We start from the raw sequence: 26,314 nt of genomic DNA, 5'->3' as shown, positions 1-26,314 counted from the left end.
CGCATCATCCGCTCGACCGGGTAGTCGCGGGTGTAGCCGTACCCACCGAGCAGTTGCACGGCGTCGGTGGTGATCTCCATGGCGGCGTCGGAGGCGAAGCACTTGGCCGCCGCGCCGAAGTAGGTCAGGTCGGCGTCGCCCCGCTCGGACCTGCCGGCGGCGGCGTACGTCAACTGGCGGGCCGCCTCCAGCTTCATGCCCATGTCGGCGAGCATGAACTGGACGCCCTGGAACTCGGCGACCGCCTTGCCGAACTGCTTGCGCTCCTGCACGTACCCCTTGGCGTAGTCGAGCGCGCCCTGCGCGATGCCGACGGCCTGCGCGGCGATGGTGACCCGGGTGTGGTCCAGGGTCTTCATGGCGGTGGCGAAGCCGGTGCCCTCCGCGCCGATCATGCGGTCGGCGGGGATGCGGACGTTGTCGAGGTAGACCTCGCGGGTCGGCGAGCCCTTGATGCCGAGCTTCTTCTCGGGGGCGCCGAAGCTGACGCCCTGGTCGGACTTCTCGACCACGAACGCCGAAATGCCCTTCGATCGGGCTGTGGGATCCGTCACGGCGAAGACGGTGTAGAAATCCGACACTCCGGCGTTGGTGATCCACCGCTTCACGCCGTTGAGCACCCAGTGGTCGCCGTCGCGGACCGCCCTGGTGGTCATCGACGCGGCGTCGCTGCCGGCCTCCGGCTCGGAGAGGCAGTAGGAGAACATCGCCTCCCCGGCGGCCACCGGGGTCAGGTAGGCGCGCTTGAGCTCGTCGGAGCCGGCCAGGATCAGCGGCATGGTGCCCAGCTTGTTGACCGCCGGGATCAGCGAGGACGAGGCGCAGGCCCGGGCGACCTCCTCGATCACGATGGCCGTGGCCAGGGCGTCCGCGCCCGCGCCGCCGTACTCGACGGGGATGTGCGGGGCGTGGAAGTCGGCGGAGCGCAGCGCGTCGTAGGACGCCTTCGGGAACTCGCCCGTCTCGTCCGCCTCGGCGGCGTGCGGCGCCACCTTCGCCGCACAGACCTCACGCACCGCCTCGCGGACCGCCTCGTGCTCCTCGGGCAACCGGTAGACGTCGAACGACTGCTCTGCGGCCATGTCGGCCCCTCCCCTTCACGGCTATCATGCCCAGTCTGTAGCGTCTCGGAACCGCCGACCGCGCAGACTGAAGGATAGCGACCAGCGCTCAGTTGATCCTTACCGGCGCGTAGGCTCGGGCCTGACCGAGGCGTCGAAGCGACGCGGCGCGCGGAGGTCGACGCGGCACGGCGAGCAGAAAACGACACAATTCCCCTTCGGTGCCGGCCAGGCGCCGCAGCCGAATGCGACGCGAGCAAGCGCCGCCAGCGCGAGCGGAGAAGACAGGCGTGACGATCCCGTACCCGAACACCCAACCGATGCCGGCCATCGCCGCGGTCACGCCGCCGTCGGGCGCGGCCCGACCCCGGGTCACCTTCCTCGGCACCGGGTACCTCGGTGCGACGTACGCCATCTGTTACGCCGAGCTGGGCTACGAGGTGCTCGGCTTCGACGTCGACGCCGACAAGATCGCCAAGCTGAACGCGGGCGAGGTGCCGATCCACGAGCCCGGCCTCGACGAGCTGCTGCGGCGCAACCTGGCCGCCGGCCGGCTGCGGTTCAGCACCGACATCGCCGAGACGGCCGACTTCGGCGACGTGCACTTCATCTGCGTGGGCACCCCGCAGCGGGCCGACGGGATGGGCGCCGACCTGTCGTACGTCGAGGCGTCCGTCACCGGCCTCGCCCAGCACCTGACGCGCAAGGCGCTGATCGTCGGCAAGTCCACCGTGCCGGTGGGCACCGCCGAGTGGGTGGAGCAGCTCGTCGGCAAGCACACCCCGGCCGACCTCGGCGTCGAGGTGGCCTGGAGCCCCGAGTTCCTCCAGGAGGGCTTCGCCGTCGACGACGTGCTGCGCCCCAACCGGATCGTGGTCGGCGTCAAGAGCGACTGGGCCAACGGCATGCTCTACGCCGCCCACAAGGGGGTCTTCGACCTGGCCGCCACCGAGGACCGGGAGGTCCCGCTGGTGGTCACCGACTTCGCCACCGCCGAGCTGGTCAAGGTCGCCGCGAACGCCTTCCTGGCCACCAAGATCTCGTTCATCAACGCGATGGCCGAGGTCTGCGAGGTCGCCGGCGGCGACGTCACCCAGCTCGCCAAGGCCATCGGGTACGACCCCCGCATCGGCAACCGCTTCCTCCAGGCCGGCCTCGGGTTCGGCGGCGCCTGCCTGCCCAAGGACATCCGCGCGTTCCAGGCCCGCGCCCAGGAGCTGGGGGCCGGCGAGGCGCTGCGCTTCCTGCACGAGGTCGACCTGATCAACCTGCGCCGCCGGACCCGGGTGATCGCGCTGGCCGCCGAGCTGCTGGGCCGCCGCGCCGGGCCCGCCGGCCCGGACCTGTCCGGCACCCGGATCGCCGTGCTCGGCGCCACGTTCAAACCCAACACCGACGACGTACGCGACGCACCGGCGCTCGCCGTCGCCGGGCTGCTCGGCAAGGCCGGGGCGGACGTGCACGTGTTCGACCCGCAGGGCGCGGAGAACGCCCGCCGGGTGGCCCCCGAGCTGACGTACGAGTCCACGATGGCCGACGCGGTGACCGGGGCGGACCTGGTCTGCGTGCTCACCGAGTGGGCCGACTTCCGCAACGCCGACCCGGTGGCCCTCGGCGAGCTGGTCGCCGGCCGCCGCGTGGTCGACGGCCGCAACTGCCTCGACGCGACACTGTGGAGCCAGGCCGGCTGGGAGTACCGGGGCATGGGCCGCCCCTGACCCCCGACCGACACCGGTGACGGCCGGCCACGGACCTCGTCCGGGGCCGGCCGCCGCACGTCGGGGCCACCGCTCGGCCGCCCCGGTCACCCCGTCGGCCGCTCCGGTCGGCCCGGTGGCGTCCCCGGTCACCCATTCGTCACCGCCGAACCGCCGACAGGTGTCGAAATCCGCGCCGGCTCAGGGCATGCTGCGACAGTGGTAGTCCACAGTGCGGGCCGGCCGGGTGGAGGGGTGTCGTGCAGACCTTTCAGTGCTCCTCGTGCAGTCGGGAGATCAAGCCGGCCGCGCAGTGCCCGCACTGCGGCGCGCACCAGCCCCAGTGGGCCGGTCACCTCGCGGAGGTCGAGCGCTCGATCGCGGAGATGAAGGCCCGCGAAGCCGCCATCGCCGCCGAGCAGCGGCAGATCGCCGCGAAGATGCAGGCCGCCCTCTTCCAGCGGGACATCCTGAGCCACGCCACCGAGGAACGCCTCAAGCAGGCCGCCCGCCCCCGGCGGGTGCTGCGCCGCCGCCCCGGCCGCCGCCCGCCGACCGTGACGACGGGGGCGCCGCCCCGGGTGCCCCGCCAGGGCGCCGCCCCGCCCCCGCCGCAGGATCCGCCGCCGCCCCCGCCGCCGGCGACCGCCCGCTGGCTGGACGTCGACGACCCCGAGAATCCGCCGGAGGCGTCGTCCCGGGAGGTGCAGAACATCCCCCTCGGGCTGGGCGCGCTGCTGCTCGCCGTGGCCGCGGTGGTCTTCGCCGTGGTGGCCACCAGCTCGATGGACGCCCTGTCCCGGCTCGGGGTCCTGCTCGTCGCCACGGTGCTGCTGCTGCTCGCCCCGCCGGTGCTGGCCCGGCGCGGGCTCACCTCGACCGCCGAGACGATCTCCGCCGTCGGCCTGCTGCTGGTGCCCCTCGCCGGGTACGCGCTGTGGGCGGTGGACCTCATCGGCGGCGGGGGGGCGTCCGGTGCGGTCTTCGCCGGGGTGATCTTCCTGGTCACCGCCGCCGTCGGGTTCGGCTACGCCCTCTTCACTGGGCTGCGCGCGCCCCGCTTCGCCACGGTGCTGGCCGCGCAGCCGGTGCTGCCGCTGCTGGCGTACGACCGGGTGTCCGGGCCGGCCGGCTGGGCCCTGGTGCTGACCGTCGTCGCCGTCGTCGACCTCTGGTTGGCCCGGTCCCCGGTGACGGTGGAGCGGCCGGTGCGTGCGGACCCGCCGGGCGGCCGGATCGCCCCGCCCGCCCCGCCGCCCCGGCGGCCCAGCGAGGACGACCGGCCCGCCGGAGCCGACCCGTCCGCCGAGGACGCCGTGCAGGACCGGCCCACCCGGGGCGGCCGGCCCGGCGGGGAACGGCGGCCGGAGGGCGACCCGGAGGAGGCCGGCGAGGTGCTCGACGCCTCCGGCGGGGTGCCGGCCGGCGAGCCGCCCACCCGCCCGGTGCCGGCCCTGCGCGAGCTGACCTGGCTGCTGCACGGCGTCGCGGTGGTGCTGGCCCTGGCGTACGCGGTGACCGCGCTGCTGCGCGCCGCCTCGGTGCCGACGGCGGCCGGGGCGGGCGCGGTGCTGCTGCTGGCCGCCCTGGTGGGGTTGGGCGGCGCGCTGGTGCTGCGCCGGCCGCCGCTGCCGGACGTGGCCGCCGGTGTGCTCACCCTCGCGGTGGTCGGCGCGCTGGGCCGGGTCGCGGCGGTGGCCTTCCCCGGGCGGGCCCTACTGCTCGTCGCCGCCGTCATCACGGTCACCGGCCTGGCGGTGCGGGTCCTGCCGGAGGTCGCCCGGCGCGGCCCGCAGCTCGCCTCGGCGGCGGCGCTCACGGTCAGCGGCCTGGTGGTGGCCGTCGGCGCGCTGCGCGCCGGGCTGGCCCCGGCCCTCGCGGCAAGCCCGGCCTGGGCGGCCGACCTCGACCGCTACCCCGCCGAGCTGGCCGCCTCCGTCGGCCCGGCGGCCTGGCAGCTCGCCGCCAGCGCCTTCCTGCTCACCGTCGCCGCCGTGCTGGCGCTGCCGCCGCAGATCCGCCGCGAGTTCGCGGTGGCCGGGGCGGCGCTGACCGCGCTGGCCGTCCCCGCGTCGTTCGGCCTGGGCTGGGCGGCCGCGCCGTGGCCGATGGTGGTCGCCGCCGTCGGCATCGGCGCGGTCGGGCTCACCGCCACGACGACCCGGTCCGCCACCGTGCACGCGGTCGCCGCCACCGTCGTCGGCCTGCTCGGCGCGGGCGCCGGGCTGGCCCGGCCGGCGCTGACCGCCGCCGTGCTGCTCGCCCTCTTCGTGGGCGGCGCGCTGGTCGCGGTGGTGCCCCGGGTCCGGATGACCGCCGCAGCCGCCGCGGACACCGTCGCCAACTGGGCCGCGGGCGGGGCGGCGTTCGCGCTGCCGGGGGCGGTGGCGGCGTTCGTCGCCGCGACCGTGCCGACCGACCCGACGCCGACCCCGGCGAGCCTGCGCGTGGTCACCGTGCCGGTGCTGGCGGCGAGCTTCCTCGCGGTCTGCGTCACCCTCGGCTACGCGGCCCTCGTGCAGGTCTCCGAGCGGCGCATCCCCATGCCGCTGGCGTTGGGCACCGGGCTCGGGGCGCTGGTGGTGACGGCCGCCGCGTTCACCGCGCCGGGGGCCACCGCCGCCGACGCCTGGGTGGGCGCGCTGCTGTTCGTGGCCGGCCTGCTGGTCTTCCTCGCCCCGTCGATCGACGCGGGGAGGCGGGCGGACGTGACGCTCGACGGCTCCGACCTGGCCACGGCGGCGGTCACCGCGGCGCTGGTCGCGACGCTGGTCCGGGTCGCGGCGGTGCTCACCCCTGGCGGGCAGCTCGTGGTGGCCGCCGCGCTGGTGGCGGCGGTCGCGGCGGTGGCACGGGCGATGCCGGAGGAGTGGCGGCGCGGGCCGATCCTCGGCCTGGCCGTCGGCGGCGCCCTGATCGGGCTGCTCGCGGGCTGGAGCGCGCTGCGCGGCGGCTGGGGCGTGCTGGCCACCCCCGGCCCGATCTGGGCGGGCGACCTGTCCGGCTGGCCGGCCGCGCCGACCGGCGGGTCCACCTGGCAGGCGCCGGTCGCCCTGGCCCTGCTCGGCATCGCCGCCGCAGTGCTGCTCCCGCATCCGTGGAGGCACGACGTCTCGGGTGCCGCCGCCGTCCTCGCCACCATCAGCCTCCCGGCCGCCTTCGACCTGCCCTGGTGGTCCCCGGTGGTGGTCGGCCTGGCGGTCGCCACCGCCTTCGGGACGGCCGCCGCCGCGGCGCTCGACCCGCGCGCCGGGCTGTCCCGGGCGACCGTCGCCGGGGCGGTCGCCCTGCACGCGGCCGGCGCCGGGCTGGTCCGGCCGTGGACGACCGCGCTGGCGCTGGGCGGGATCGTGCTCGTCGGCGTGGTCGTGGCGGCCCTGTCCCGGGTGTTCGCCGCCCCGCTGGTGGACGACGTGGAAGCGGACGGGATGCCGCCGCACCTGGTGCAGATCGGGGGGATCGCGGCCGGGGCCGCGCTGCTCGCGCTCCCCGGCGCGATGGCCGCCCTGGCCGCCGACTTCGGCCGGTCACCCGAGGTGGTGCTGACGGCCGCGTTGGCCGCGTCGAGCCTGGGCCTGGCCGCGATCGCCGCGGTCCGCCGGCAGGTCCCGCAATATCTTCCGTACGCCAGCGCGGCCATCGTCGGCGGCGCGACCGTCAGTGCCGCCGCCGCCATCGTGGCCGGGCTGCCCTCCGGCGTGTACGCGGCGGCCGCCGCGCTGCTCGGGGTGCTCGCCGAGCTGGTCCGCGCGTCGACCGTGCCGCCGGCCGGCTCGGCGCAACGGGTCCGGCGCTGGACGGTGCTGCTCGACGGCGCGCTGCGCCGGGCCCCCGACGACGACGGCACGGCGGTGCGCTGGCGCGTCAGCCCGGCGGCGGGGGCGCTGGCCGCCGCGGCGCTGCCCGTCGCGCTGGCCGTGTTCTCGCTCGCGCCCGCCCTGGAGGTGGCGCTGGTCGAGCCGTACCGGGCGCTGAAGCGGGTGTGGCAGGGGCCGCCGCCGGAACTGCTCGCCCCGCCCGCCGACGCGGTCGACCCGACGCACGTGCTGACCGCGCTGCTGCTCACGCTGACCGCGGCGCTGGCCGCCGTCGGGCTCAGCGGCGGGCGACGGTCCCGGGCGGTGCCGGTGGTGCTGCCCGGGGCGGCGGTGACCCTGCTGATCACGCCGACCGCCCTGGGCCACGGCTGGCCGGTGAGCGTGCTGGCCGCCCTGTCGGTGTTCACGATCTCGATGCTGGGGCTGGCGCTCAGCCCGCCCCCGCCGATCGCGGAGCGGGCGCGGTCGCTGCGTACCGCCCGGGTGCTGGTCTTCGTGATCGGCCTCGCCGGGGGCGGGGCCGGGCTGCTGGGCAGCCTGGCCACCCGGGAGTTGACCCTGTTCACGCTGGGCGGGGCGGTCGGCGTGGGCGTCGTCGCCGCCCTGTACGGCACCACGCAGCGGGCCCGCATCCTCGGCTGGCTGTTCGCCTCGCTGACGGCGCAGCTGTTCGTGCTGGTCGTCGGCCTGGTGGCGGGCCTGGCCGCGGTCTGGTCCGCGTTCGGGGTGCTGGCCGTCGGGGCGGCCCTGCAGGTGTTCGCCGCGACCCTGCCCCGGCTGCGCCGGCCGGAGGCCCGGCGCGAGGCGGCCACGGTGGAGTGGAGCGGGTTCGCCGCCGCGCTGATCGCCCTGGCGCTGGCCTTCGACTCGCCCCGGCACATCGCCGCGCTGCTGGCCGCCTGGGGTGCCGTGCTCGGGGTGGCGGCGGCCCGGCCAGGGCGGCAGCCGGTGGAGCGGCGGATCCTGTTCTGGGCGGTGGTCTTCTGCGAGATCGTCGCCTGGTGGATCCTGATGCGGGTCGCCGACGTGGCGCTGCCGGAGGCCTACACCCTGCCGTTCGCGGCGCTTGCCCTGCTGGTGGGGGTGCTGGAGCTGCGGCAACGGCCGGACCTGTCGAGCTGGGTGGCGTACGGGCCCGCGCTGGTGGCCGCGTTCGTGCCGACCCTGGCGATCGTGCTGGCCACCGACTCCAGCATGCTGCGGCAGGTGCTGCTGCTGCTCGGCGCGGTGGCGGTGCTGATCTTCGGCACCACCAGCCAGCAGCAGGCCCCGGTGATCGTCGGCGCGACGGTCACCGCCATCGCGGCGGTGCACGCGCTGTTCAGCCTCGGCCCCTGGCTGGTGCTGATCCCGGTGGGGCTGGTGCTGCTGGTGCTCGGCGCGAGCAACGAGCGCCGCCGCCGCGCCCAGGACCGCCTCCAGACGGCCCTGCGCGGCATGAGATGACGATCGATCAGGTCAGGGTGGCGTGGAGGGCGGCTTCCTTGTCGGCGACCAGCTGCTCCAGGCTCGCCTGGTAGGCCACCATGCGCGCCCGCAGCCCCTCGTCGGCGGCGGCGAGGATGCGGACGGCGAGCAGCCCGGCGTTGCGGGCGTTGCCGATCGACACGGTGGCCACTGGCACGCCGGCCGGCATCTGCACGATGGACAGCAGCGAGTCCATCCCGTCGAGGTGCTTGAGCGGCACCGGCACGCCGATCACCGGCAGCGGGGTGACCGAGGCGACCATGCCGGGCAGGTGGGCGGCCCCGCCCGCCCCGGCGATGATCACCTTGAGGCCTCGGTCGGCGGCGGTGCGACCGTACTCGATCATCTTGCCGGGGGTGCGGTGGGCGGAGACGACGCCCACCTCGTAGCCGACCCCGAACTCGGCGAGGGCCTCCCCGGCGGCCTTCATGGTCGGCCAGTCGGAGTCGCTACCCATGATCAAACCGACGGTGGTCATGCCGGCGTCCCTTCCGTCAGCCAGTGGGCGGCCCGGGCGGCCCGCGCCCGCACGTCCGCCAGGTCGTCGCCGAGCACCGTGACGTGCCCGATCTTGCGGCCGGGTCGCACCTGCTTGCCGTACAGGTGGACCTTCGCGCCCGGCTCGGCGGCGAAGAGGTGGTGCAGCCGCTCGTCGATGGAGATGCCGCCCGGCTGCCCGCCGAGCACGTTCGCCATCACCACGACGGGGGCGGCGAGCGAGGTGTCGCCCATCGGGTAGTCGAGCACGGCCCGCAGGTGCTGCTCGAACTGCGACGTGCGGGCCCCCTCGATCGTCCAGTGGCCCGAGTTGTGCGGACGCATGGCCAGCTCGTTGACCACCAGCCCGGCCGGGGTCTCGAACAGCTCCACGGCGAGCAGGCCGACCACGCCGAGCGCGGTGGCCAGGTCGATGGCGAGCTGCTGGGCGGCGACGGCCAGTTCCTCGGGCAGGCCCGGCGCGGGGGCGAGCACCTCGACGCAGATGCCGCCCACCTGCACGGTCTCCACCACCGGGTACGCGGCGACCTGCCCGAACGGCGAGCGGGCCACCTGCACGGCCAACTCCCGGCGCAGCGCCACCCGCTCCTCGACGATCAGCCGGGTGCCGCCGGCGAGCAGGGTGGCCGCCAGCTCGGCGGCCTGCACGGCGTCGTCGACCAGCCAGACGCCCCGACCGTCGTAGCCGCCCCGGGCCGCCTTCAGCACCACCGGCCAGCCCTGCGCGTCGCCGAAGGCGACCAGGTCGGCCGGCTCGGCGACGGGCCGCCACGCCGGGTTGGGCGCGCCCAGCTCGCCGAGCCGCTCCCGCATGACCTGCTTGTCCTGGGCGTGCAGCAGGGCGTCGGCCGGAGGGAAGAGCTTCACCCCCTCGGCGGCGAGGGCACGGATGTGCTCCGTCGGCACGTGCTCGTGGTCGAAGGTGACCACGTCGCAGCCCTTGGCGAAGGTGCGCAGGGCGGCGAGGTCGGTGTGGTCGCCGTACTGGACGTCGGCGGCGACGAGGGCCGCCCCGTCGTCCGGGGCCTGCGCGAGCACGCGCAGCGACTGACCGAGGGCGATCGCGGCCTGGTGGGTCATCCGGGCCAGCTGGCCGCCCCCCACCATGCCGACAACTGGCAGACCGGTTCGGGTATCCATCTCGCGGGCCAGCCTAGCGGCGGCTCCGCCGCCATCGGGGCGAGGGGTATAGCGGGGGACCCCGCTATACCGAAGGCGTTAACAAGGGGCCCTTCCTTACAGCTGGGCGAGGAGGTCGTCGACGGTCGTGACCGGGCGTTGGCAGACGAACCCCCGGCAGACGTACGCGGTGGGCCGCCCGTCGCGCATCGGCCGGTCGGCGAGCAGCGGCACGCCCGGCTGGTCGGGCCGGCCCGCGACCAGCACCGCACCCGGCGGGGCGTGCCGGTACGCGGCGGCGACGAGCGGGTCGCCGGCCGGGTCGTCGGTCACCACGGCGATCTCGAACGGGCCGGACAGCAGCGCCTCGCCGGCCGCCGCCGCGTACCCGGTGAACCGGGCGTGCCGGGCGACGATCGGCGCGACGGTGGCGAGGGCCGCCTCGGCGGCCTCCCGGTAGCGGGCCTCCCCGCTCAGGGCCGCGTACGTGACCAGGGCGGCGGCGAGCGCGGACCGGCCGGACGGGGTGGCGTTGTCGGTCGGGTCGGCCGGCCGGGCCACGAGCTGCTCGGCGTCGTCGGCGGTGTCGTAGAACCCGCCACCGGGGGCGGCGAACCGGGCGAGGGCGGTGTCCAGCAGGTTGCCGGCCAGCTCCAGCCAGCGACCCTCGCCGGTGAGCTGGTGCATGGCGCAGAACGCCTCGGCCACGCAGCCGTAGTCCTCCAGCACCCCGGCCGGCTCGCCGACCACGCCGTCGCGGGAGACCCGGCGCAGCCGGCCGTCGACGAGGTGCACGGTGGCCAGGTGTTCGGCGGCGTCCCGCAGCGCGCCGTCGGCGACGATCGTGACGCCCTCCAGCAGGTTGGCGTCGGCCTCGTCGCCGCCCGCGCCGGTGCCGGTGCCGGTGCCGGTGCCGGTGCCGGTGCCGGTGCCGAGGGTCTCGACGAGGCGGACGAACTCGGCGAGCGCGGTGATCGCCAGCCCGTTCCAGGCGGCCACCACCTTGTCGTCGCGGGCCGGCTGGGGGCGGGTGTCGCGGGCCGCGAGGAGCCGCCCGACGACGTCGCGCCAGCGGCCCCGGACCGCCGGGTCGGCGTCGTCGACGTCCCGGGCCAGCCGCAACACGCTCGTGCCGTGTTCGAAGGTGCCGGATTCGGTGACCGCGAAGAGGTCGGCGGCCCAGCGGCCGTCATCCTCGCCGAGGACCTCGACGAGCTGGGCCGGGGTCCAGGCGTACGTGAGCCCCTCGACGCCCTCGGTGTCGGCGTCCAGCGCGGACGCGAAGCCCTCGCCGGGCCGGTGCAGCTCGTCGGCGAGGAACCGGGCGGTGTCGCGGGCGACGCGCCGGGCGAGCGGGTCGCCCGTGAGCCGCCACAGGTGGGTGTAGACGCGCAGCAGCAGCGCGTTGTCGTAGAGCATCTTCTCGAAGTGCGGCACCGTCCAGTGCCCGTCCACCGAGTAGCGGGCGAAGCCGCCGGCCAACTGGTCGTGGATGCCGCCCCGGGCCATCGCCTCGGCGGTGTGCCGGGCGATCTCCAGGCTCTCGGCGGAGCCGGTGCGCTGGTGGTGACGCAGCAGGAAGAGCAGGTTCAGGTGCGGCGGGAACTTCGGCGCCCCGCCGAAGCCGCCGTTTTCCCGGTCGTACTCCCGGGTGAGCTGGGCGGCGGCGGCGTCGAGCAGGTCGGCGGTGAGCGGGGCGGTCGGGCCGCCGACGGCCTGCGCCCCGCCGATCGCCTCGACCACGGCGGAGCCCTGTTGCAGCACGGCCTCGCGCTGCTCCCGCCAGGCGGTGCCGACGGACTCCAGCAGCCGGACGAAGTTGGGCTTCGGGAAGTAGGTGCCGCAGAAGAACGGGGTGCCGTCCGGGGTGGCGAAGACCGTCATCGGCCAGCCGCCCTGCCCGGTCATCGCCTGGGTGGCGGTCATGTAGACGGCGTCGACGTCGGGGCGCTCCTCGCGGTCCACCTTGATCGCCACGAAGCCGTCGTTGAGCAGCTTGCCGACGGCCTCGTCCTCGAACGACTCGTGCGCCATCACGTGGCACCAGTGGCAAGCGGCATAGCCGACGGAGACGAGCACCGGCACGTCGCGCCGCTTCGCCTCGGCGAACGCCTCGTCGCACCACGGCCACCAGTCCACCGGGTTGTCGGCGTGCTGGAGGAGGTACGGGCTGGTGGCGCTCGCGAGTCGGTTCACCCGTCGACCATATCCACCGGGCGGCGGTACCGCGCCGGCCGCCCGCAGGTCTTCCCCCATTCACGTTCATGTATTTATATCGGTGCATGCCCGGCGACGGTCGCCGGCCCGCCGAGGAGGCACGCATGCGCCGATCCCGTTCCCTGCCCGCGCTCACGTCGATCGCGGTGCTCGCGGCGCTCGTCGCCGCCAGCCCCGCCGAGGCCGCCGTCGACCCCGGCGCCCGGGTCTCGGCGACCACCGCCGTCGGCACGCACAACGCGTACGACAAGGGGACGTACGACTACCTGGCGCAGGCCCTCGACGCCCGGCCCGGGATGATCGAGCTGGACGTGTGGCCCGACATCGTCGCCAACCAGTGGCGGGTCAGCCACTCCAACCCGCTCGGCAACAACAACAACTGCGTCGCCGCCACCAGCGCCGCCCAGCTCTACACCGGCACCCGCAACAAGAACCTCGAACACTGCCTCGACGACATCCGGCTCTGGCTCGCCGCCCACCCCGACGCCGGCCCGCTGCACCTCAAACTGGAGCTGAAGACCGGCTTCAGCGCCCGCACCGGGCAGGGGCCGGCGCAGCTCGACGCGCTGCTCGCCGCCCGGCTCGGGTCGGCCGTGTTCCGCCCCGCCGACCTCCTGGGCGGGCACGCCAGCCTCGACGCCGCCGCCCGCGCCGACAACTGGCCCACCCGACAGCAGCTCGCCGGCCGGGTCGTCGTGCACCTCATCCCCGGCACCGTCGAGGAGAGCAACCCCACCGACAAGCTGTGGACCGACATCGAGTACGCCCAGCACCTCGCCGCGCTCGCCGCCGCCGGCACCCTCGGCTCGGCGCAGGCGTTCCCGGCCGTGCACCGCGCCCAGGCCGGCGACCCCCGCACCCGGTACGCCGACACCGCCCTGCGCCCCTGGTTCGTCGTCTTCGACGGCGACGCGTCGGCGTACGTCACCGGCGGCATCGACACCGCCTGGTACGACACCAACCACTACCTGCTGGTGATGACCAGTGCGCAGAACGTACCCCCGGCGGTGGGCGACACCGACCCCGACGCGGCGGCGGCCCGGGTGGCGCAACTGGCGCGGGCCCACGCGAGCATCGCCTCGGCCGACTGGGCGGCCCTGCCCAGCGTGGTCGACGACGTCCTCCCCCGCGGCTGACCGATCCGCGCCACAACACTACCGAGGGCAGCCATTCGATCGCTCTGCGCGTAACGTGCGACGTGGTGCCTGTCGACAGAGGCGACGGGCACCACCCAGCCCCGTACCTGGAGCGGTCATGACGAGCTGGAAACCGGTGCGAAGGCACCCAGCCTGCAGGTGGCTCGCCGGCTCGACGATGCCCTGCGCGCCATGGGAGAACTCGTCGCGCTGGCCGGCTCCCGCCCAGGCTTACGCCGCCGCGAACTCGTCGCCGCCGGCCTGGCCGCAGCGCTGCCCCACTCGTTGCTCACCCACGGTCGACGCATCGGCACGGCCACCCCCGCTCGACTCCTCGAACGCACCGCACGCCTGCGCCGCCTGGACAATCATCTCGGCGGTGCCGACACCTACCACCTGTACGCGGCCGAGGTCGATGCGACCGCCGCTAAACGTCCACCGACCGGGCCACCCACGCCAGATAATCGGTAGAACCACGCACGATCGGCACAGCGATCACCTGAGGATTGCTCCACGGATGCGCGTCGAGCAGATACCGCTCCAACTCTGGGTAGCGAGCGGCAGTGGTGAAGAACAAGATCTGCCACTCCTCGCCGACGCCCCGCTCGCCGTGGTGCCAGAACACGCTCGTCACCGGCCCCACGACCTGAGCACCGGCGGCAAACCGGCCAGCCACCGCGCCCTCGGCGAGAAGTACGCCACTATCGCGGCTGTCCGTCGCCGTGGCCACCTGGAGATAGTCAGTCATCAAGCTCACCATATCGGGCCCATTCGTCTGCTGACGGGACGGACAAGCTGCGGACGCAAACCTCCTGGACGTGTCCGGGCACCGATCCGAGGCTGAACAGGAAGGCGCCGCACGGCCGACTGAAGGAGCGCAGGTCACATGATCGACGACGCGCCGTCCGGTGGGCCGGCCACGCGCCGGAGCCGGGCTCCGCCGCCCGTCGGTAGACTTACCCGGCCCGTGAGCTGCCCCGATTCCCGATCCCCAGGAGAGCGCAACCGTGCAGGTATCCCAGGCCCTGGACATCATGGAAGCCCTCTTTCGGGCCGCCGAGCACCCGGACATCACCGCCGTCGAGCGGTACGGCCGGGACGACCAGCCGGGCGGCCAGTCCCCGCCGGGCGTGAAGGTCGTCCACCGGTCCGGATCGACCGGGATGCTCTGGGCTGCCGTGCCGCCGCGGGACGCCGCAGCGGTGCAGCCGCCCGACGAGATGCCGCCGCCGAGGCTGCGCGCGGCACGTGTTCTCGTGTTCGCCCACCGGCTTCTCGACGCCGCACGGCCAGAGCAGTTCGCCGGCTGGGAGCTGTGCCGTCAGCCCGGCGTCGAAGTGCCGGTCGCCGCCGCGCTCCGGATCACCACCCACGACAAATCGGTGCTCTACCTTCGTGGCACGTCCGCCAGCGGAGCGGGTGCCGAGCCGGAACAGGACCCTCATCCGGACTATCTGATCCCCGAAGGAGTCCAGTCATGGCACCTCAGAGTCAGTGCTCCGTCTGCGGAGCCCGCGTCGGCGTAGCCGTCGGCAAGTCCTGCCCGCCCCACCAGGCCCAGGGCAGCCGAGGCACCTGCCCCGGCAGCGGTCGCTCCACGGTGTGAACAAGCCGGCCCCCGTGCTCGCCGAGCACGGGGACCACTTCACGTACGGGTCAGGAGGCGCCGTCTGCGCGCAGCGGCACGACGTTCGCCTGAGACGTGTCCACCAGCGACCCGAGCACCGCGCTGATCTTGTCGGCCGGCATCGGCTTGAAGAAGTGGTAGCCCTGGGCGGCCGTGCAGCCCAGCTCAGCCAGGGCGAGCCGCTGCTCGGCGGTCTCCACGCCCTCGGCGACCACCCGCAGGCCCAGCTCGTGGGCGAGGCCGACGGTCGCCCGGACGATGGCCGCCGCCTCCGGCGAGTCCGCCATCCGGATCACGAACGACCGGTCGACCTTCAGCTCGTCCACGGCGATGCGGGTCACGAACGCCAGCGACGAGAAGCCGGTGCCGAAGTCGTCCACGGCGAGCTGCACGCCCATCGACCGCAGGGTGGCCAGCACCTCGTCGATGACCTCCAGCTCGCTCATCACCACCGTCTCGGTGATCTCCAGCACCAGCCGCTGCGGCGGCACCTGGTGGCGGCGCAGCGCCTCGCCGATCTCGGCGGGCAGCCGGGGGTCGAGCAGGCTGCGGGCCGACAGGTTCACCGAGATCGGCACGTCGAGGCCGGCGCGGGCCCACTCGGCGGCCACGGTGAGCGCCTTGTCCAGCACGTACCGGGTGAACGTGCCGAGCTGCTCGCTGTTCTCCACCGGGCGGATGAAGTCGCCGGGGCCGAGCCAGCCCCGACGCGGGTGCCGCCAGCGGATCAGCGCCTCCACCCCGGTCGGCGCGCCGGTGGCGAGGTCCACCGCCGGCTGGAGCGCCAGCACCAGCTGGTCGTCGGCGGCGAGGGCCTCCCGCAGCTCCGCGAGCAGCGCGAGCTGGTCGGTGCTCGCGGCGTCCTTCGAGCTGTCGTACGCGGCGACGCTGCCGCCGCCCTCCTTCGCCTGGTACATCGCGATGTCGGCCCGGCGCAGCAGCTCCGTCAGGTCGGCGGTGCCGGCATCGGCCACCACCACCCCCACGGACACCTCGACGGACATCCGCACCCCGGCCACCTCGGTCGGGGCGGCGAGCCGCTCGGCGATCTCCCGGGCCTGGCGCAGCGCGTACGCCATGGGTGCGGTCCGGGCACCGACCACCGGAACCGACGTCAGCAGCAGGGCGAACTCGTCGCCGCCGAGGCGGCCGAGCAGGTCCCCGGAGCGGGTCAGCGCGCCGAGCCGGTTGGCGGTCAGCCGCAGCAGCTGGTCACCGGCGGCGTGCCCGAGGGTGTCGTTGACCTCTTTGAACTGGTCGATGTCGAGCAGCAGCAGGGCCACGGGGTGGTCGTGCGCGCGCTGCCGCAGCGCCTGGTCGCCCTTGCCGAGCATGGCGGCCCGGTTGAGCAGGCCGGTCAGCGGGTCGTGCACCGCCTCGTACGACGAACGGGCGGTGACGAGGCGCAGCTCGCGGTGGGTGGCGGCGTCGTGCAGGGCGGCGGCGAGGGCGTCGGAGTATGCGGCGGCGGCGTCCTGCTCGCGGGCGTCGGGGGGCGCCGAGCCGGGGAACCGGACGCGCAGCTCGCCGACCCGGCTGCTGCCGACGGTCAGCGGGCGGACCAGCTCGTGCGGGCCGGCGGCGGAGCCGGTGGGCGGGTCGATCTCCCGGTCGGTCACCCGGCCCCCGCTGTCGCCCCGGTAGCGTCGCCACCGGCCGTCGCCCCGCGCCACGTCCACGTCGACCAGCTCGGCGCCGAAGAGGGTCAGCGCGCCGGTGACGGCCGCGGTGGCGACGCCCCGCTCGTCGAGCTGGTTGAGCGCTGCGGTGGCCTCGGCGAAGGCCCGCCAGGTGCGCCGCTCCTGGTCGGCCCGCAGCCGGTGCCGGTAGGTCTGCTGGAGCAGCCACAGCACGGGCGGGAACGCGAGCAGCCAGCGGGCGTCGAGCTCCAGCAGCGCCACGGCGGCCAGGCCGACGGCCACGTTCCCGACGAACATGAGCAGCTTGGCGCGCAGCGCGGCGAGCAGCGGCGGGCCCATCGGCACGCCGTGCCGCAGGGCGACGGCGACCCCGCCGAGCCAGGCCGTGGCGAGCAGGTACGTCACCGCGCCGGCCGCCAGCGCCAGCGCCAGCTCCGGGGTGGGGGTGGCCAGCAGGGGCGCGCCGAGGGCGCTGGTGACCGCGACGGCGAGGGCGGTGGCGGCGCTCAGCGAGGCGGCGATGCGGACGGTCTCCAGCGGCGGCTGACGGTCGGCGGCCAGGGAGAGCAGCGCCCAGGCCAGCCCGGCGCCGACGAGGGTGGTGGCCGGGAGCCAGCCGGCGGGGACCAGGTGGAGCCCGACGACGAGGGCCGCCTCGCCCCAGGTGGTGCTCACCATTCCGGAGGCGGTGCGGAAGCGCAGCCGGGCGAGCTGGGCGACCACGACGACGGCGACGCCGATGCCGAACCGGGCGGGTGCCGGGAGCGGGTCGTCGGGCGGCAGGTGGGTGGGGAGGGTGAGGCCGATCGCGGCGGCCACGAGGGCGGTGAGCGCCACGGCGACGGTCAGGGCGAGGACCCGGTGCGGGGTGCTCCGTTCCGCCGACCGGTCGGGGTCTCCGGCGGTGCCCCGCCCCGGCGGACCGGATTCGGTGCCGGCCCGCGCCTGCGGGTCGGATTCGGTGCCGGCCCGCCCCGACGGGCCGGGATCGGCGCTGGCCGGCTCCGGCAGGCCGAGCGGATCGTCGGCCCTGGCGGAGGTCACCGACCTCCCCCGTCCGCCGGTCGCCGCACCGCGCCGCGGGCAGTCGGTCGCGCCGCATGGCGGCGGGCAGCCGATCGCGCCGCACCGCAGGCAGCCGGGCAGAGCGCCGCAAGACGGACAGCCCGTCGCACCGCACAGCGGGCAGCCGTCGCTGACCCGGTCATCGGTGCCCCCTCCCGCGCGCGGCCCGGGGACTTTTGGTCCCCCGGCGGAAGGCTAAGCCAAAGCCGGGGAGCGCAACAGGGGGCGACGGCCGGCTTCGGCGTGAATCACGCCCCGATCACCCGTTTCCGTGCTGCTGGGGGCCCTTCGGGGCGGTCGAGCGTGAGTCGTGCCCCAAGGTCCCGTCTGTCGGATCGACGACTGTGGCGTCGGCCCGCCCCGCGTCGGTGGCCGCTGGCCCGCCCCCGACGGCGGCGTCCACCCGGCCCGCGTCGGCGGACTCGCCGGGCGCGGGGAAGTGGTCGGGCAGGCGGCGCAGCCGGGAGTTCATGTTGCGGATGAGCAGCACGGTGGCGGTGCCCAGCAGCACGATGAGGAAGAGGCCCATCGGGCCGGCCAGGCCACCCGTACGCGTGTCACCGAAGTTGTTCTGCGCGAGCACCTGGGCGGCGGTCAGCATGGTGTTCCTCCGGATCGTGGCAGGACCCCAGGGTAGCCCGGCGCCGGATCGGCGGTCACGGCCGGCTCGGTGAGCCGCACGGGCCGTGCGGCCCGCGCAGCTCCGGCCGGCACGGCCGGCTCAGCAGGCATGGGCCGTCTCGCGGACCCCGGCGAAGAGGTCGGACTCGGGCAGCGGGCTGTCCACCACCGAGCGGGCGAGCTGGAAGTCCTCCGTGGGCCAGGCCTGCCGCTGGAGCTCCATCGGCACGTGGAACCAGAAGCCGTCCGGGTCGATCTGGGTGGCGTGGGCGCGCAGCGCATCGTCGCGGACCGGGAAGTAGTCGGCGCACTCGACGCGGGTGGTGATCCGGGGGCCCTTGTCGGGGCGGTCGTCCCAGCGCTTGAGCCACTCCTCGTAGGGCGACGCGAGGCCGGCGGCGAGCATGCCCTCGTGCAGCGCCAGGATCTTGCCCTTGGAGAAGCCCACGTCGTAGTAGAGCTTGAGCGGCTGCCAGGGGTCGCCGAGGTCGGGGTGGCGCTCCGGGTCGCCGGCGGCGTCGAACGCGGCCACGGTGACCTTGTGGGTCATGATGTGGTCGGGGTGCGGGTAGCCGCCCTCCTCGTCGTACGTGGTGATCACGTGGGGACGGAACTGCCGGATCAGCCGCACCAGCGGGCCCGCGGCCACCTCGACGTCCTGGAGGGCGAAGCAGCCCTCGGGCAGGGGCGGCAACGGGTCGCCCTCGGGCAGCCCCGAGTCGACGAAACCCAGCCAGGCCTGCTCGACGCCGAGGATGGCGCGGGCGGCGTCCATCTCGGCGCGGCGGATCTCGGCGATGTTGGCCCACACGTCCGGCCGGTCCATCTTGGGGTTGAGCACGCTGCCGCGCTCGCCACCGGTGCACGTCACGACCAGCACGTCGACCCCCTCGGCGACGTACTTCGCCATGGTCGCGGCACCCTTGCTCGACTCGTCGTCGGGATGCGCGTGGACGGCCATGAGACGCAGCTGCTCTGCCACTTGCGGCGCTCCTCGTCTGTGCCCACCGGCGCTGCCTGCCGGCGTCGCCCGCCGACCTGTCATCCTTACCTCAGCGAAGGTGACTGAGGACTCGTCCACGAGCCGGCGCCGGGCTGGAAAGATTGGACTCTGCCATTCTTGCCGATGGGGCCGACAACAACGCCAGGAGACCGCCGCCGGTGACCGAGACGCACGCCACAATCACGCCGGGTGCGCCCGTGTTCCCGCCGGGCCGCTACGGCCGGCGCAGGGAGCCGGGCCGACGCCGGCCGGCGCTGGTCGCGCTGCTCGCGACAGCCCTGGTGGCGGCACTCGGGCTGGCGGCGTTCAGCATGTACGGCAAGTACGGCGACCCGACCTACGACGCCCAGGTGATCACGTACACGGACATCACCGACTCCCAGGTGGTGGTCGACTTCCGGGTGACGGTCCCGGCGGGCGGCTCGGCGACCTGCGTGCTGCGGGCCCGCTCCCACGACGGGGCGGAGGTGGCCCGCGAGGAGGTCACCGTGGCCGCCCGGCCGGGCGAGTCCCAGGCCGCCGCCCGGCACCGGCTGGCCACCACGGCCCGCCCTTTCATCGGTGAGGTGGTGCGCTGCCGACCGGCCGACTGAGCTGCTGAAACGCCACCGCGCCACGCGCACCGCGGGTCTTGCCGCCGGCACCCGCGGTGATCGTCCGCACCCGGACGGGCACGGCACTGGTAACTTGGTAGTTCACCCGTCAGCCAGTCCGCACAACCGAGGAGATCGCCTGTGTCCAACAAGGGGAACGAGGCGCCCGCCACCTGGCTGTCCCAGGACGCGCACGACCGCCTCCAGGCTGAGCTCGACGAGCTGATCGCCAACCGGCCCGTGATCGCGGCCGAGATCAACGCGCGGCGCGAGGAGGGCGACCTCCGGGAGAACGGCGGCTACCACGCCGCCCGCGAGGAGCAGGGCAAGCAGGAGGGGCGGATCCTCTACTTGAAGGAACTGCTCCGCACCGCCAAGGTCGGCGAGGCGCCGAGCGCCGACACGGTCTCCCCCGGGATGGTCGTCACGATCTACTTCGACGACGACACCGACGACACCGAGACCTTCCTGCTCGGCTCGCGGGAGATCTCCTCCACCACGGAGCTGACCGTCTACAGCCCCGAGTCGGCGCTGGGCAAGTCGATCCTGGGCAGCCGGCCCGGCCAGACGGTGACCTACACCGCGCCGAGCGGCGCGGACATCAAGGTGACGGTGGTCAGCTTCGAGCCGTTCACCGGCTGACCCGGCCGTCGAGCCGAACAACTGTTAACAAGGGCCCCTTGTACAACGGAATGCGTTAACAAGGGGCCCTTCCTTGCACCGGCAGCAGCTCAGCGGTCGGCGGCGAAGACCACCTGGTAGCCGCTGGCCCGCAGGGCGCTGATCAGCGTGTCGGAGTGCTCGACGCCCCGGGTCTCCACCGACAACGCCACCTCGACCTCGCCGAGCCGCAGGTGCGGGTTGGCCCGCTGGTGCTCCACGTCGACCACGTTCGCCCGGTGCTCGGCGATCTCGCTGAGCAGCGAGGCGAGCTGCCCGGGGCGGTCCGAGCAGCGCACGGTCACCCGCAGGTAGCGTCCGGCCGCCGCGAGCCCGTGCTCGATGACGCGCAGCATCAGCAGCGGGTCGATGTTGCCGCCGGAGAGCACCGCCACCACCGGCGTCTCGACCTCCAGCACGCCGGCCAGCAGCGCCGCCACCCCGACCGCGCCGGCCGGCTCGACGACCTGCTTGCCCCGTTCCAGCAGCATCAGCAGCGCCCGGGAGATGTCCTCCTCGGAGACCGTGACGATCTCGTCGGCGAGCTTGCGGACGTGGTGGAAGGTGATCTCCCCCGGGCGGCCCACGGCGATGCCGTCGGCGATGGTGCTGAACGCCGGCAGGCGTACCGGCTCGCCGGCCGCCAGCGAGGGCGGGTAGGCCGCCGCGCCCGCCGCCTGCACCCCGACCAGCCGCACGTCGGGCCGCAGCGCCTTCGCCGCCACCGCCATGCCGGAGATCAGGCCGCCGCCGCCGACCCCGGTGACGATCGTCCGCACGTCGGGGCACTGCTCCAGGATCTCCAGCGCCACGGTGCCCTGACCGGCGATCACGTCCGGGTGGTCGAACGGGTGGATGAGGATCGCCCCGGTCCGCTCGGCGAAGGTCTGCGCCGCCACCAGCGACTCGTCGACGGTGTTGCCCATCAGCTCGACCTGCGCGCCGTAGCCCTTGGTGGCGGCGACCTTCGGCAGCGGCGCGTTCACCGGCATGAAGACCGTCGAGTGCGTGCCGACCAGCCCGGCGGCGAGGGCTACCCCCTGGGCGTGGTTGCCGGCGCTCGCGGCCACCACCCCCCGGTCGCGCTCCGCCGCCGACAGCCGGGAGATCCGCACGTACGCCCCGCGCACCTTGTACGAGCCGGCGCGCTGCACGTTCTCGCACTTGAGCCACACCGGCCCGCCGAGCGCGGCGCTCAGCGGGCGGGAGGGCTCCAGCGGGGTGGTGCGGGTGACGCCGGCGAGCAGCTCCCGCGCGGCGCGTACCTCGGCGAGGCCGACCAGTTCCGTCATGCCCCGATCGTGCCACCCGCCCCCTGCGGGAGCTGCGGGGACGTCGCCGACGCCCCGCCCGGCGACCAGCCGGGGTGACCGGGCCAGGCCTGTGCGGCCCGGGCGATCCGGTCCTGCTGGGCGGCGGATATCCGGCGGAGCAGCACGATGAACGAGACCCCGGCGACCAGGCAGACGGCGCAGAGGAGCAGCCGGGTGTCGAGCGTGTCCTGGTAGTAGCGGACGTAGCTGCCGAACTCCACGTCGTTGCGGGGCCACTCGGTCAGCCGCTCGTACCGCCGGCTGTCGTCCCGGGCGACGAGGATGTCGCCGACGGTGAAGGTCAGCCAGGCGGCCCACCAGATCCCGACCAGGGCTGGCGTGGTCCGGCGCGGCAGGCTGTCCCGGGCCACGTTCGCCACCATCCGGGCCGGTACGACGAGGTTGGCGAAGGGCACCAGCCAGCCGGCGATCGCCCAGCCGGCGCCGAGGCTCGGCAGAGCACCCGGGAACGCGTCGAGGTTCGTCCGCGCCCGCCACGTCCAGATGATCACCAGAACCGAGGCGACCACCCCGGCCAGGCCGTACGGCAGCCCGAGCAGCACCTCGGCGAGGGCCGCGACCATCACCAGGTCCCGGTCTTCCCGCTCGCCCGCGACGCGGGCCATCCGCTCGCCGACCAGTGGGAACAACGCGCCGGGCAGGTAGAGCACGGTGGCCGCGCCGACGGCGACCGCCGCTGCGGTGCCGAGACCCCGGACGGGGTACGTAGGCACGTTGGGCAGCACCGAGGGCTGACCGAACGGCGTGCCGCAGCGCTGGCAGTCGGGGTCTTCCGGGGACGTGGCGTCCCCGCAGGTGTGGCATTGCACTTCGGAACCGCCCAGGGTGTGTGCGTGCGGGACGCACACACGCTAGGCGGTCACGCGGCGGTCGGCGACCCCGTGCCGACGCGGGGGTAGCCGGGGGCGTGCCGGGCCCACGGGGCCTGCATCTCGAACTGGCCGGCGACGCCGAGCAGCAGCAGCTCCGAGCCGGGCGGGCCGACGAGCTGCACCGCCACCGGCAGCCCGTCGGGGCGGCGGCCCACCGGCACCACGATCGCGGGCAGGCCGGCGATGTTCCACGGGGCGGCGAACGGGGCGTACCGGATGCTGGCCTTCATGTTCGCCGCCCAGGACCGGCCCGACCAGCCGGTGGCCTCCGGCGGCGGCCCGGCCAGCGCCGGGGTGAGCAGCAGGTCGACCGAGTGGTCGGCGAAGAAGCCGATGGACCGCTCGCGCCAGGCGACCCGGTCGGACTCGCGGACGTACCCCCGGCGTTGCGCCCACTCCCCCAGCGCGACGTGCCGGCGGCTGCGCGGCTGGAGGCTGCGCCGGTCGAGCCCGGCGGCCCGCACGTCGGCGGCGGCAGCGGCGAACCAGGTGGCGATGCCGGCCAGGCCGAGGCGGGTCGGGTAGACCGGGTCGGCGGGCACGGTGTCGTGGCCGGCGGCGGCGAGCAGGCGGCCGGCGGCGGCGACCGCGTCACGGTTCGGCGCGTCCGGGGCGACGCCGCGCACCGGGGACCGCAGCGAGACGCCCACCCGCAGCCGCTGCGGCGGGACCAGCTTCTCCTGCGGGCGGCCGGCGAGCACCTGGAAGCCGACCGCCGCGTCGGCGACCGTGGACGTCAGCATGCCGTGCTCGGTGAGGCCGAACCAGTCGTCGGCGCCGAGCTGGCAGGGCACCACGCCCCGGCCCGGCTTGAGCCCGACGAGGCCGCAGCAGGCCGCCGGGATGCGGATCGAGCCGAGGCCGTCGTTGCCGTGCGCCATCGGCACCAGCCCGGCGGCCACCGCCGCCGCCGCGCCGCCGGACGAGCCGCCGGGGGTGCGCCGCGGGTCCCACGGGTTGCGGGTGACCGCGCTCGCGTCGTCGGTGAGCGCCCAGAGGCCCAACTCGGGCATCCGGGTCACCCCGAGGATCACCGCGCCCGCGCCGCGCAGCCGCCGGACCACCTCGTGGTCGGCCTCGGCGACGGCGCTGCGCACCGCCGCCGAGCCGTGCCAGGTGGGCAGGCCCGCGACGGCGGTGTTCTCCTTGACCGCGACCGGCACGCCGGCCAGGGGGAGGTTGGCCAGCTCCTCCTGCTCGTCGACCTTCTCCGCCTCGGTGATCGCCTCGCCGCCGCGCACCGTGCGGAACGCGGCGAGGTCGGCGTCGGCCCGGGCGATGTGGTCGAGGTGGTCGGCCACGACCTGCGTGGCGGAGACGTCACCCCGGCGTACGCCGCGGGCGATCTGCTTCGCGGTCGCGCCCACCCAGGTCGGCATGAGGTCCTGCACGGCCACCCTCCCTCACCAGCGGTCAGCCCAGTGCCTGCTCCAGATCGGCGAGCAGGTCGTCGACCGTCTCGATGCCGACAGACAGTCGCACGAGATCACCAGGAACTTCAAGCGGCGAGCCGGCGGCACTTGCGTGTGTCATCCGGCCCGGGTGCTCGATCAGGGACTCCACCCCGCCGAGGGACTCGGCGAGCACGAACAACTTGGCCCGGTTGCAGATCTCGACGGCGTGCTCCTCGCCGCCGGCCGCCCGGAACGAGATCATGCCGCCGAAGCGGCGCATCTGCTTGGTGGCCACCTCGTGCCCGGGGTGCGACGGCAGGCCCGGATAGATCACCTGGGCGACCTTCGCGTGCCCGTCGAGGTACGCGGCGATCCGCTCGGCGTTGTCGCAGTGCCGGTCCATCCGTACGCCGAGGGTCTTGATGCCGCGCAGCGTCAGCCACGCATCGAACGGGCCGTTGACCGCGCCCATCGCGTTCTGGTGGTAGCGCAGCTCCTCGCCGAGCGCCCGGTCGGCGGCGACCAACGCCCCGCCGACGACGTCGGAGTGCCCGCCGACGTACTTGGTGGTGGAGTGCACCACGACGTCCGCGCCGTACGCGATCGGCTGCTGCAGGTACGGCGAGGCGAACGTGTTGTCGACCACCAGCAGCGCGCCCGCGTCGTGGGCGACGGCGGCCAGGGCGGCGATGTCGGCGATGCCGAGCAGCGGGTTGGTCGGCGTCTCCAGCCACACGATCCGGGTCGCGCCGGGGCGGATCGCGGCCCGCACTGCGTCGACGTCGGAGACCTTCGCCGGGGTGTACGTCAGCCCCCACCGCTCGGCCACCTTGGCGAAGAGCCGGTACGTGCCGCCGTACGCGTCGTCGGGGATGACCACGTGGTCGCCCGGCTTGCAGACGGTACGCAGCAGGGCGTCCTCGGCGGCCAGGCCGCTGGCGAAGGCCAGCCCGACAGGGCCGCCCTCCAGCGCGGCGAGGCACTCCTGGAGGGCGTCGCGGGTCGGGTTGCCGGAGCGGCTGTACTCGTAGCCCTGCCGGGGCGCGCCGACGGCGTCCTGGGCGTACGTGCTGGTCTGGTAGATCGGTGGGATCACCGCGCCGGTGCGGGCCTCCGGGTCCTGTCCGGCGTGGATCGCGAGCGTCTCGAAGCCGTGGTTCATGCCGCAGACGTTAGCCGGTGGGAAGGAGGGGTCCCTTGTTAACGCCTACGGTAGAGAAGGGTTCCCCGCTCACCGCCTCCCGCGCTGCGACGGGGCGAGGGCGTGGCGCAGGGCAGGCGGGGGGGCGCGGGGCGCGGCTAGCCTGGCCGGATGGGCGGGTGTGTGTTCTGCGGGATCGTGGCCGGTGACGTCCCGGCGTTCCGGGTCGCCGACACCCCGGAGGGGGTGGCGTTCCTCGACACCCGGCCCGTGTTCAAGGGCCACGTGCTGGTGGTGCCGCGCGCCCACCTGGTGACCCTGGCCGACCTGCCGGCGGGCGACCTGCCCGGCTACTTCGGGCTGGTGCAGCGGCTCGCCGTGGCCGTCGAGGCGGGGCTCGGGGCCGGCGGCACGTTCGTGGCGATGAACAACAAGGTGTCCCAGTCGGTGCCGCACCTGCACACCCACGTCGTGCCGAGGACGAAGGGCGACGGCCTGCGCGGGTTCTTCTGGCCCCGCACGCGCTACGCCGACGACGCCGAGGCCGGGGCGTACGCCGCCCGGGTCGCCGCCGCCCTGGCCTGAGGCCCCGCCCGACGGGCGTCGGTTACCCACCGCCGGGGCGGGTAAGGAACCGGGGCCCGGCGGTGTTGCACGCGGGGAGAGGTACGAGAGGAGTTCCACCGTGTTCCTTCGTCGCATGCCCGCCGAGCTGCCCACCCCCGACCGGGCCCTGCCCGGCCGCCCGATCGCGATGCCGATCGGCGACCGCCACGAGGTGCTCGGCTCCTCGCTGAAGGGGCCGTTCCCGGCGGGCGCGCAGGTCGCCGTGTTCGGGATGGGCTGTTTCTGGGGCGCCGAGCGGCTGTTCTGGACCCTGCCCGGCGTGCTCACCACCTCCGTCGGCTACGCGGGCGGGATCACCCCGAACCCGACGTACGAGGAGGTCTGCTCGGGCATGACCGGGCACACCGAGGTCGTCCAGGTCGTCTACGACCCCACCGTGATCAGCTACGAGGATCTGCTGAAGGTGTTCTGGGAGAACCACGACCCGACCCAGGGCATGCGCCAGGGCAACGACGTGGGCACCCAGTACCGGTCGGCGATCTACGCCAGCACCGACGAGCAGCTCGCCACCGCCACCGCGTCGCGGGACGCGTTCGCGCCGATCGTGGCGCGGGCCGGCAAGGGTGAGATCACCACGGAGATCGACCGGCTCGGCGGCTACTACTTCGCCGAGGACTACCACCAGCAGTACCTGGCCCCGACGAAGAACCCGAACGGGTACTGCAACCACGGGCCGAACGGGCTGAGCTGCCCGGTGGGCGTGGCCCGCACCGCCTGAAAGGGA

Annotated in this window: 19 protein-coding genes and 3 pseudogenes; 9 read left to right on the top strand and 13 right to left on the bottom strand. The window is 74.7% G+C overall.

All coding sequences use genetic code 11. The features are described 5' to 3' along the window. On the bottom strand, positions 1 to 1,082 hold a 1,082-nt coding region (locus GA0070558_RS13645), incomplete at its 3' end, for an acyl-CoA dehydrogenase family protein (protein WP_091279324.1). 269 nt (positions 1,083 to 1,351) lie between these two features. On the opposite strand from GA0070558_RS13645, the gene GA0070558_RS13640 reads away from it, so the two are divergent. After that, complete coding sequence (locus GA0070558_RS13640; protein WP_043961973.1) at positions 1,352 to 2,779, top strand: UDP-glucose dehydrogenase family protein; 1,428 nt, start codon at positions 1,352 to 1,354, stop codon at positions 2,777 to 2,779. Positions 2,780 to 3,018: 239 nt separating this feature from the next. Continuing rightward, positions 3,019 to 8,022, top strand: coding sequence for an SCO7613 C-terminal domain-containing membrane protein (locus GA0070558_RS13635; RefSeq protein WP_091279322.1), 5,004 nt, complete (start codon positions 3,019 to 3,021; stop codon positions 8,020 to 8,022). Between the two features lie 7 nt (positions 8,023 to 8,029). On the opposite strand, the gene purE is transcribed toward GA0070558_RS13635, so the two are convergent. From purE to GA0070558_RS35190, 4 genes and pseudogenes are all read right to left on the bottom strand, one after another. Beyond that, positions 8,030 to 8,521 (bottom strand): 5-(carboxyamino)imidazole ribonucleotide mutase, encoded by a 492-nt coding sequence (gene purE / locus GA0070558_RS13630; RefSeq protein WP_077936220.1) that lies wholly within the window; start codon positions 8,519 to 8,521, stop codon positions 8,030 to 8,032. Continuing rightward, a complete protein-coding gene (locus GA0070558_RS13625; RefSeq protein WP_077936219.1) occupies positions 8,518 to 9,681 on the bottom strand; it encodes a 5-(carboxyamino)imidazole ribonucleotide synthase in 1,164 nt (387 codons plus the stop codon). The genes purE and GA0070558_RS13625 overlap by 4 nt, the downstream gene beginning before the upstream one ends. A gap of 96 nt (positions 9,682 to 9,777) precedes the next feature. Next, positions 9,778 to 10,533: pseudogene (locus GA0070558_RS35195) on the bottom strand (hypothetical protein); the annotation flags it as partial. 77 nt (positions 10,534 to 10,610) lie between these two features. Then, a pseudogene (locus GA0070558_RS35190) lies at positions 10,611 to 11,856 on the bottom strand (thioredoxin domain-containing protein); the annotation flags it as partial. A gap of 125 nt (positions 11,857 to 11,981) precedes the next feature. On the opposite strand from GA0070558_RS35190, the gene GA0070558_RS13615 reads away from it, so the two are divergent. Together GA0070558_RS13615 and GA0070558_RS34310 are read left to right on the top strand one after the other, a co-directional pair. Continuing rightward, positions 11,982 to 13,013, top strand: coding sequence for a phosphatidylinositol-specific phospholipase C domain-containing protein (locus GA0070558_RS13615; protein ID WP_256091919.1), 1,032 nt, complete (start codon positions 11,982 to 11,984; stop codon positions 13,011 to 13,013). Between the two features lie 123 nt (positions 13,014 to 13,136). Continuing rightward, positions 13,137 to 13,436, top strand: a pseudogene (locus GA0070558_RS34310) (helix-turn-helix domain-containing protein); the annotation flags it as partial. Positions 13,437 to 13,440: 4 nt separating this feature from the next. Here GA0070558_RS34310 and cutA read toward each other — a convergent pair. After that, positions 13,441 to 13,761 (bottom strand): divalent-cation tolerance protein CutA, encoded by a 321-nt coding sequence (gene cutA / locus GA0070558_RS13605; protein ID WP_091279369.1) that lies wholly within the window; start codon positions 13,759 to 13,761, stop codon positions 13,441 to 13,443. Between the two features lie 259 nt (positions 13,762 to 14,020). Here cutA and GA0070558_RS13600 point away from each other — a divergent pair, with 259 nt between their 5' ends. Continuing rightward, positions 14,021 to 14,539, top strand: coding sequence for a hypothetical protein (locus tag GA0070558_RS13600; RefSeq protein WP_091279312.1), 519 nt, complete (start codon positions 14,021 to 14,023; stop codon positions 14,537 to 14,539). A 130-nt stretch (positions 14,540 to 14,669) separates the two neighbouring features. Here GA0070558_RS13600 and GA0070558_RS13595 read toward each other — a convergent pair whose 3' ends face one another. From GA0070558_RS13595 to mca, 3 genes are all read right to left on the bottom strand, one after another. Continuing rightward, on the bottom strand, positions 14,670 to 17,117 hold the full coding sequence (locus GA0070558_RS13595) for a putative bifunctional diguanylate cyclase/phosphodiesterase (RefSeq protein WP_091279365.1): 2,448 nt from the start codon (positions 17,115 to 17,117) through the stop codon (positions 14,670 to 14,672). A 487-nt stretch (positions 17,118 to 17,604) separates the two neighbouring features. Beyond that, positions 17,605 to 17,946 carry a hypothetical protein gene (locus GA0070558_RS13590; protein ID WP_077936216.1) on the bottom strand — a complete coding sequence of 114 codons (342 nt, stop codon included), beginning with the start codon at positions 17,944 to 17,946 and terminating at the stop codon, positions 17,605 to 17,607. 120 nt (positions 17,947 to 18,066) lie between these two features. Then, positions 18,067 to 18,948, bottom strand: a complete 882-nt coding sequence (gene mca / locus GA0070558_RS13585; protein ID WP_077936215.1) for a mycothiol conjugate amidase Mca — start codon at positions 18,946 to 18,948, stop codon at positions 18,067 to 18,069. Positions 18,949 to 19,127: 179 nt separating this feature from the next. On the opposite strand from mca, the gene GA0070558_RS13580 reads away from it, so the two are divergent. Both GA0070558_RS13580 and greA read left to right on the top strand, forming a co-directional pair. Continuing rightward, positions 19,128 to 19,562 (top strand): DUF4307 domain-containing protein, encoded by a 435-nt coding sequence (locus tag GA0070558_RS13580; protein WP_077936214.1) that lies wholly within the window; start codon positions 19,128 to 19,130, stop codon positions 19,560 to 19,562. 141 nt (positions 19,563 to 19,703) lie between these two features. After that, complete coding sequence (gene greA, locus GA0070558_RS13575; RefSeq protein ID WP_077936213.1) at positions 19,704 to 20,204, top strand: transcription elongation factor GreA; 501 nt, start codon at positions 19,704 to 19,706, stop codon at positions 20,202 to 20,204. Between the two features lie 89 nt (positions 20,205 to 20,293). Here the strand turns inward: greA and ilvA are convergent, their stop codons facing one another. From ilvA to GA0070558_RS13555, 4 genes are all read right to left on the bottom strand, one after another. Continuing rightward, complete coding sequence (gene ilvA / locus GA0070558_RS13570; protein WP_091279309.1) at positions 20,294 to 21,514, bottom strand: threonine ammonia-lyase; 1,221 nt, start codon at positions 21,512 to 21,514, stop codon at positions 20,294 to 20,296. Next, positions 21,511 to 22,269, bottom strand: a complete 759-nt coding sequence (locus GA0070558_RS13565) for a DUF4328 domain-containing protein (protein WP_256091918.1) — start codon at positions 22,267 to 22,269, stop codon at positions 21,511 to 21,513. The genes ilvA and GA0070558_RS13565 overlap by 4 nt, the downstream gene beginning before the upstream one ends. 146 nt (positions 22,270 to 22,415) lie before the next feature. Beyond that, on the bottom strand, positions 22,416 to 23,825 hold the full coding sequence (locus tag GA0070558_RS13560; RefSeq protein WP_091279302.1) for an amidase: 1,410 nt from the start codon (positions 23,823 to 23,825) through the stop codon (positions 22,416 to 22,418). 16 nt (positions 23,826 to 23,841) lie between these two features. Next, positions 23,842 to 24,984: a cystathionine gamma-synthase gene (locus GA0070558_RS13555; RefSeq protein WP_091279299.1), complete on the bottom strand. Its 1,143-nt coding sequence runs from the start codon at positions 24,982 to 24,984 to the stop codon at positions 23,842 to 23,844. Positions 24,985 to 25,134: 150 nt separating this feature from the next. Here GA0070558_RS13555 and GA0070558_RS13550 point away from each other — a divergent pair, with 150 nt between their 5' ends. Both GA0070558_RS13550 and msrA read left to right on the top strand, forming a co-directional pair. Beyond that, entirely contained in the window at positions 25,135 to 25,548 is a 414-nt protein-coding gene (locus GA0070558_RS13550; RefSeq protein ID WP_091279296.1) for an HIT family protein, read from the top strand. A 100-nt stretch (positions 25,549 to 25,648) separates the two neighbouring features. After that, positions 25,649 to 26,308 (top strand): peptide-methionine (S)-S-oxide reductase MsrA, encoded by a 660-nt coding sequence (gene msrA, locus GA0070558_RS13545; RefSeq protein WP_077936206.1) that lies wholly within the window; start codon positions 25,649 to 25,651, stop codon positions 26,306 to 26,308. Positions 26,309 to 26,314 lie beyond the last annotated feature (6 nt).

The organism is Micromonospora haikouensis, assembly GCF_900091595.1.
Lineage (GTDB): Bacteria > Actinomycetota > Actinomycetes > Mycobacteriales > Micromonosporaceae > Micromonospora > Micromonospora haikouensis.
Note: the sequence above shows the minus strand (reverse complement) of the source record. Positions and strands in the feature narration are given on the sequence as shown.

Coding starts and splice junctions, on each gene's coding strand:
- purE (WP_077936220.1), bottom strand. CDS start 8,521: ATGACCACCGTCGGTTTGATCATGGGTAGCGACTCCGACTGGCCGACC.
- GA0070558_RS13625 (WP_077936219.1), bottom strand. CDS start 9,681: ATGGATACCCGAACCGGTCTGCCAGTTGTCGGCATGGTGGGGGGCGGC.
- GA0070558_RS13615 (WP_256091919.1), top strand. CDS start 11,982: ATGCGCCGATCCCGTTCCCTGCCCGCGCTCACGTCGATCGCGGTGCTC.
- cutA (WP_091279369.1), bottom strand. CDS start 13,761: ATGACTGACTATCTCCAGGTGGCCACGGCGACGGACAGCCGCGATAGT.
- GA0070558_RS13590 (WP_077936216.1), bottom strand. CDS start 17,946: ATGCTGACCGCCGCCCAGGTGCTCGCGCAGAACAACTTCGGTGACACG.
- ilvA (WP_091279309.1), bottom strand. CDS start 21,514: ATGACGGAACTGGTCGGCCTCGCCGAGGTACGCGCCGCGCGGGAGCTG.
- GA0070558_RS13555 (WP_091279299.1), bottom strand. CDS start 24,984: ATGAACCACGGCTTCGAGACGCTCGCGATCCACGCCGGACAGGACCCG.
- GA0070558_RS13550 (WP_091279296.1), top strand. CDS start 25,135: ATGGGCGGGTGTGTGTTCTGCGGGATCGTGGCCGGTGACGTCCCGGCG.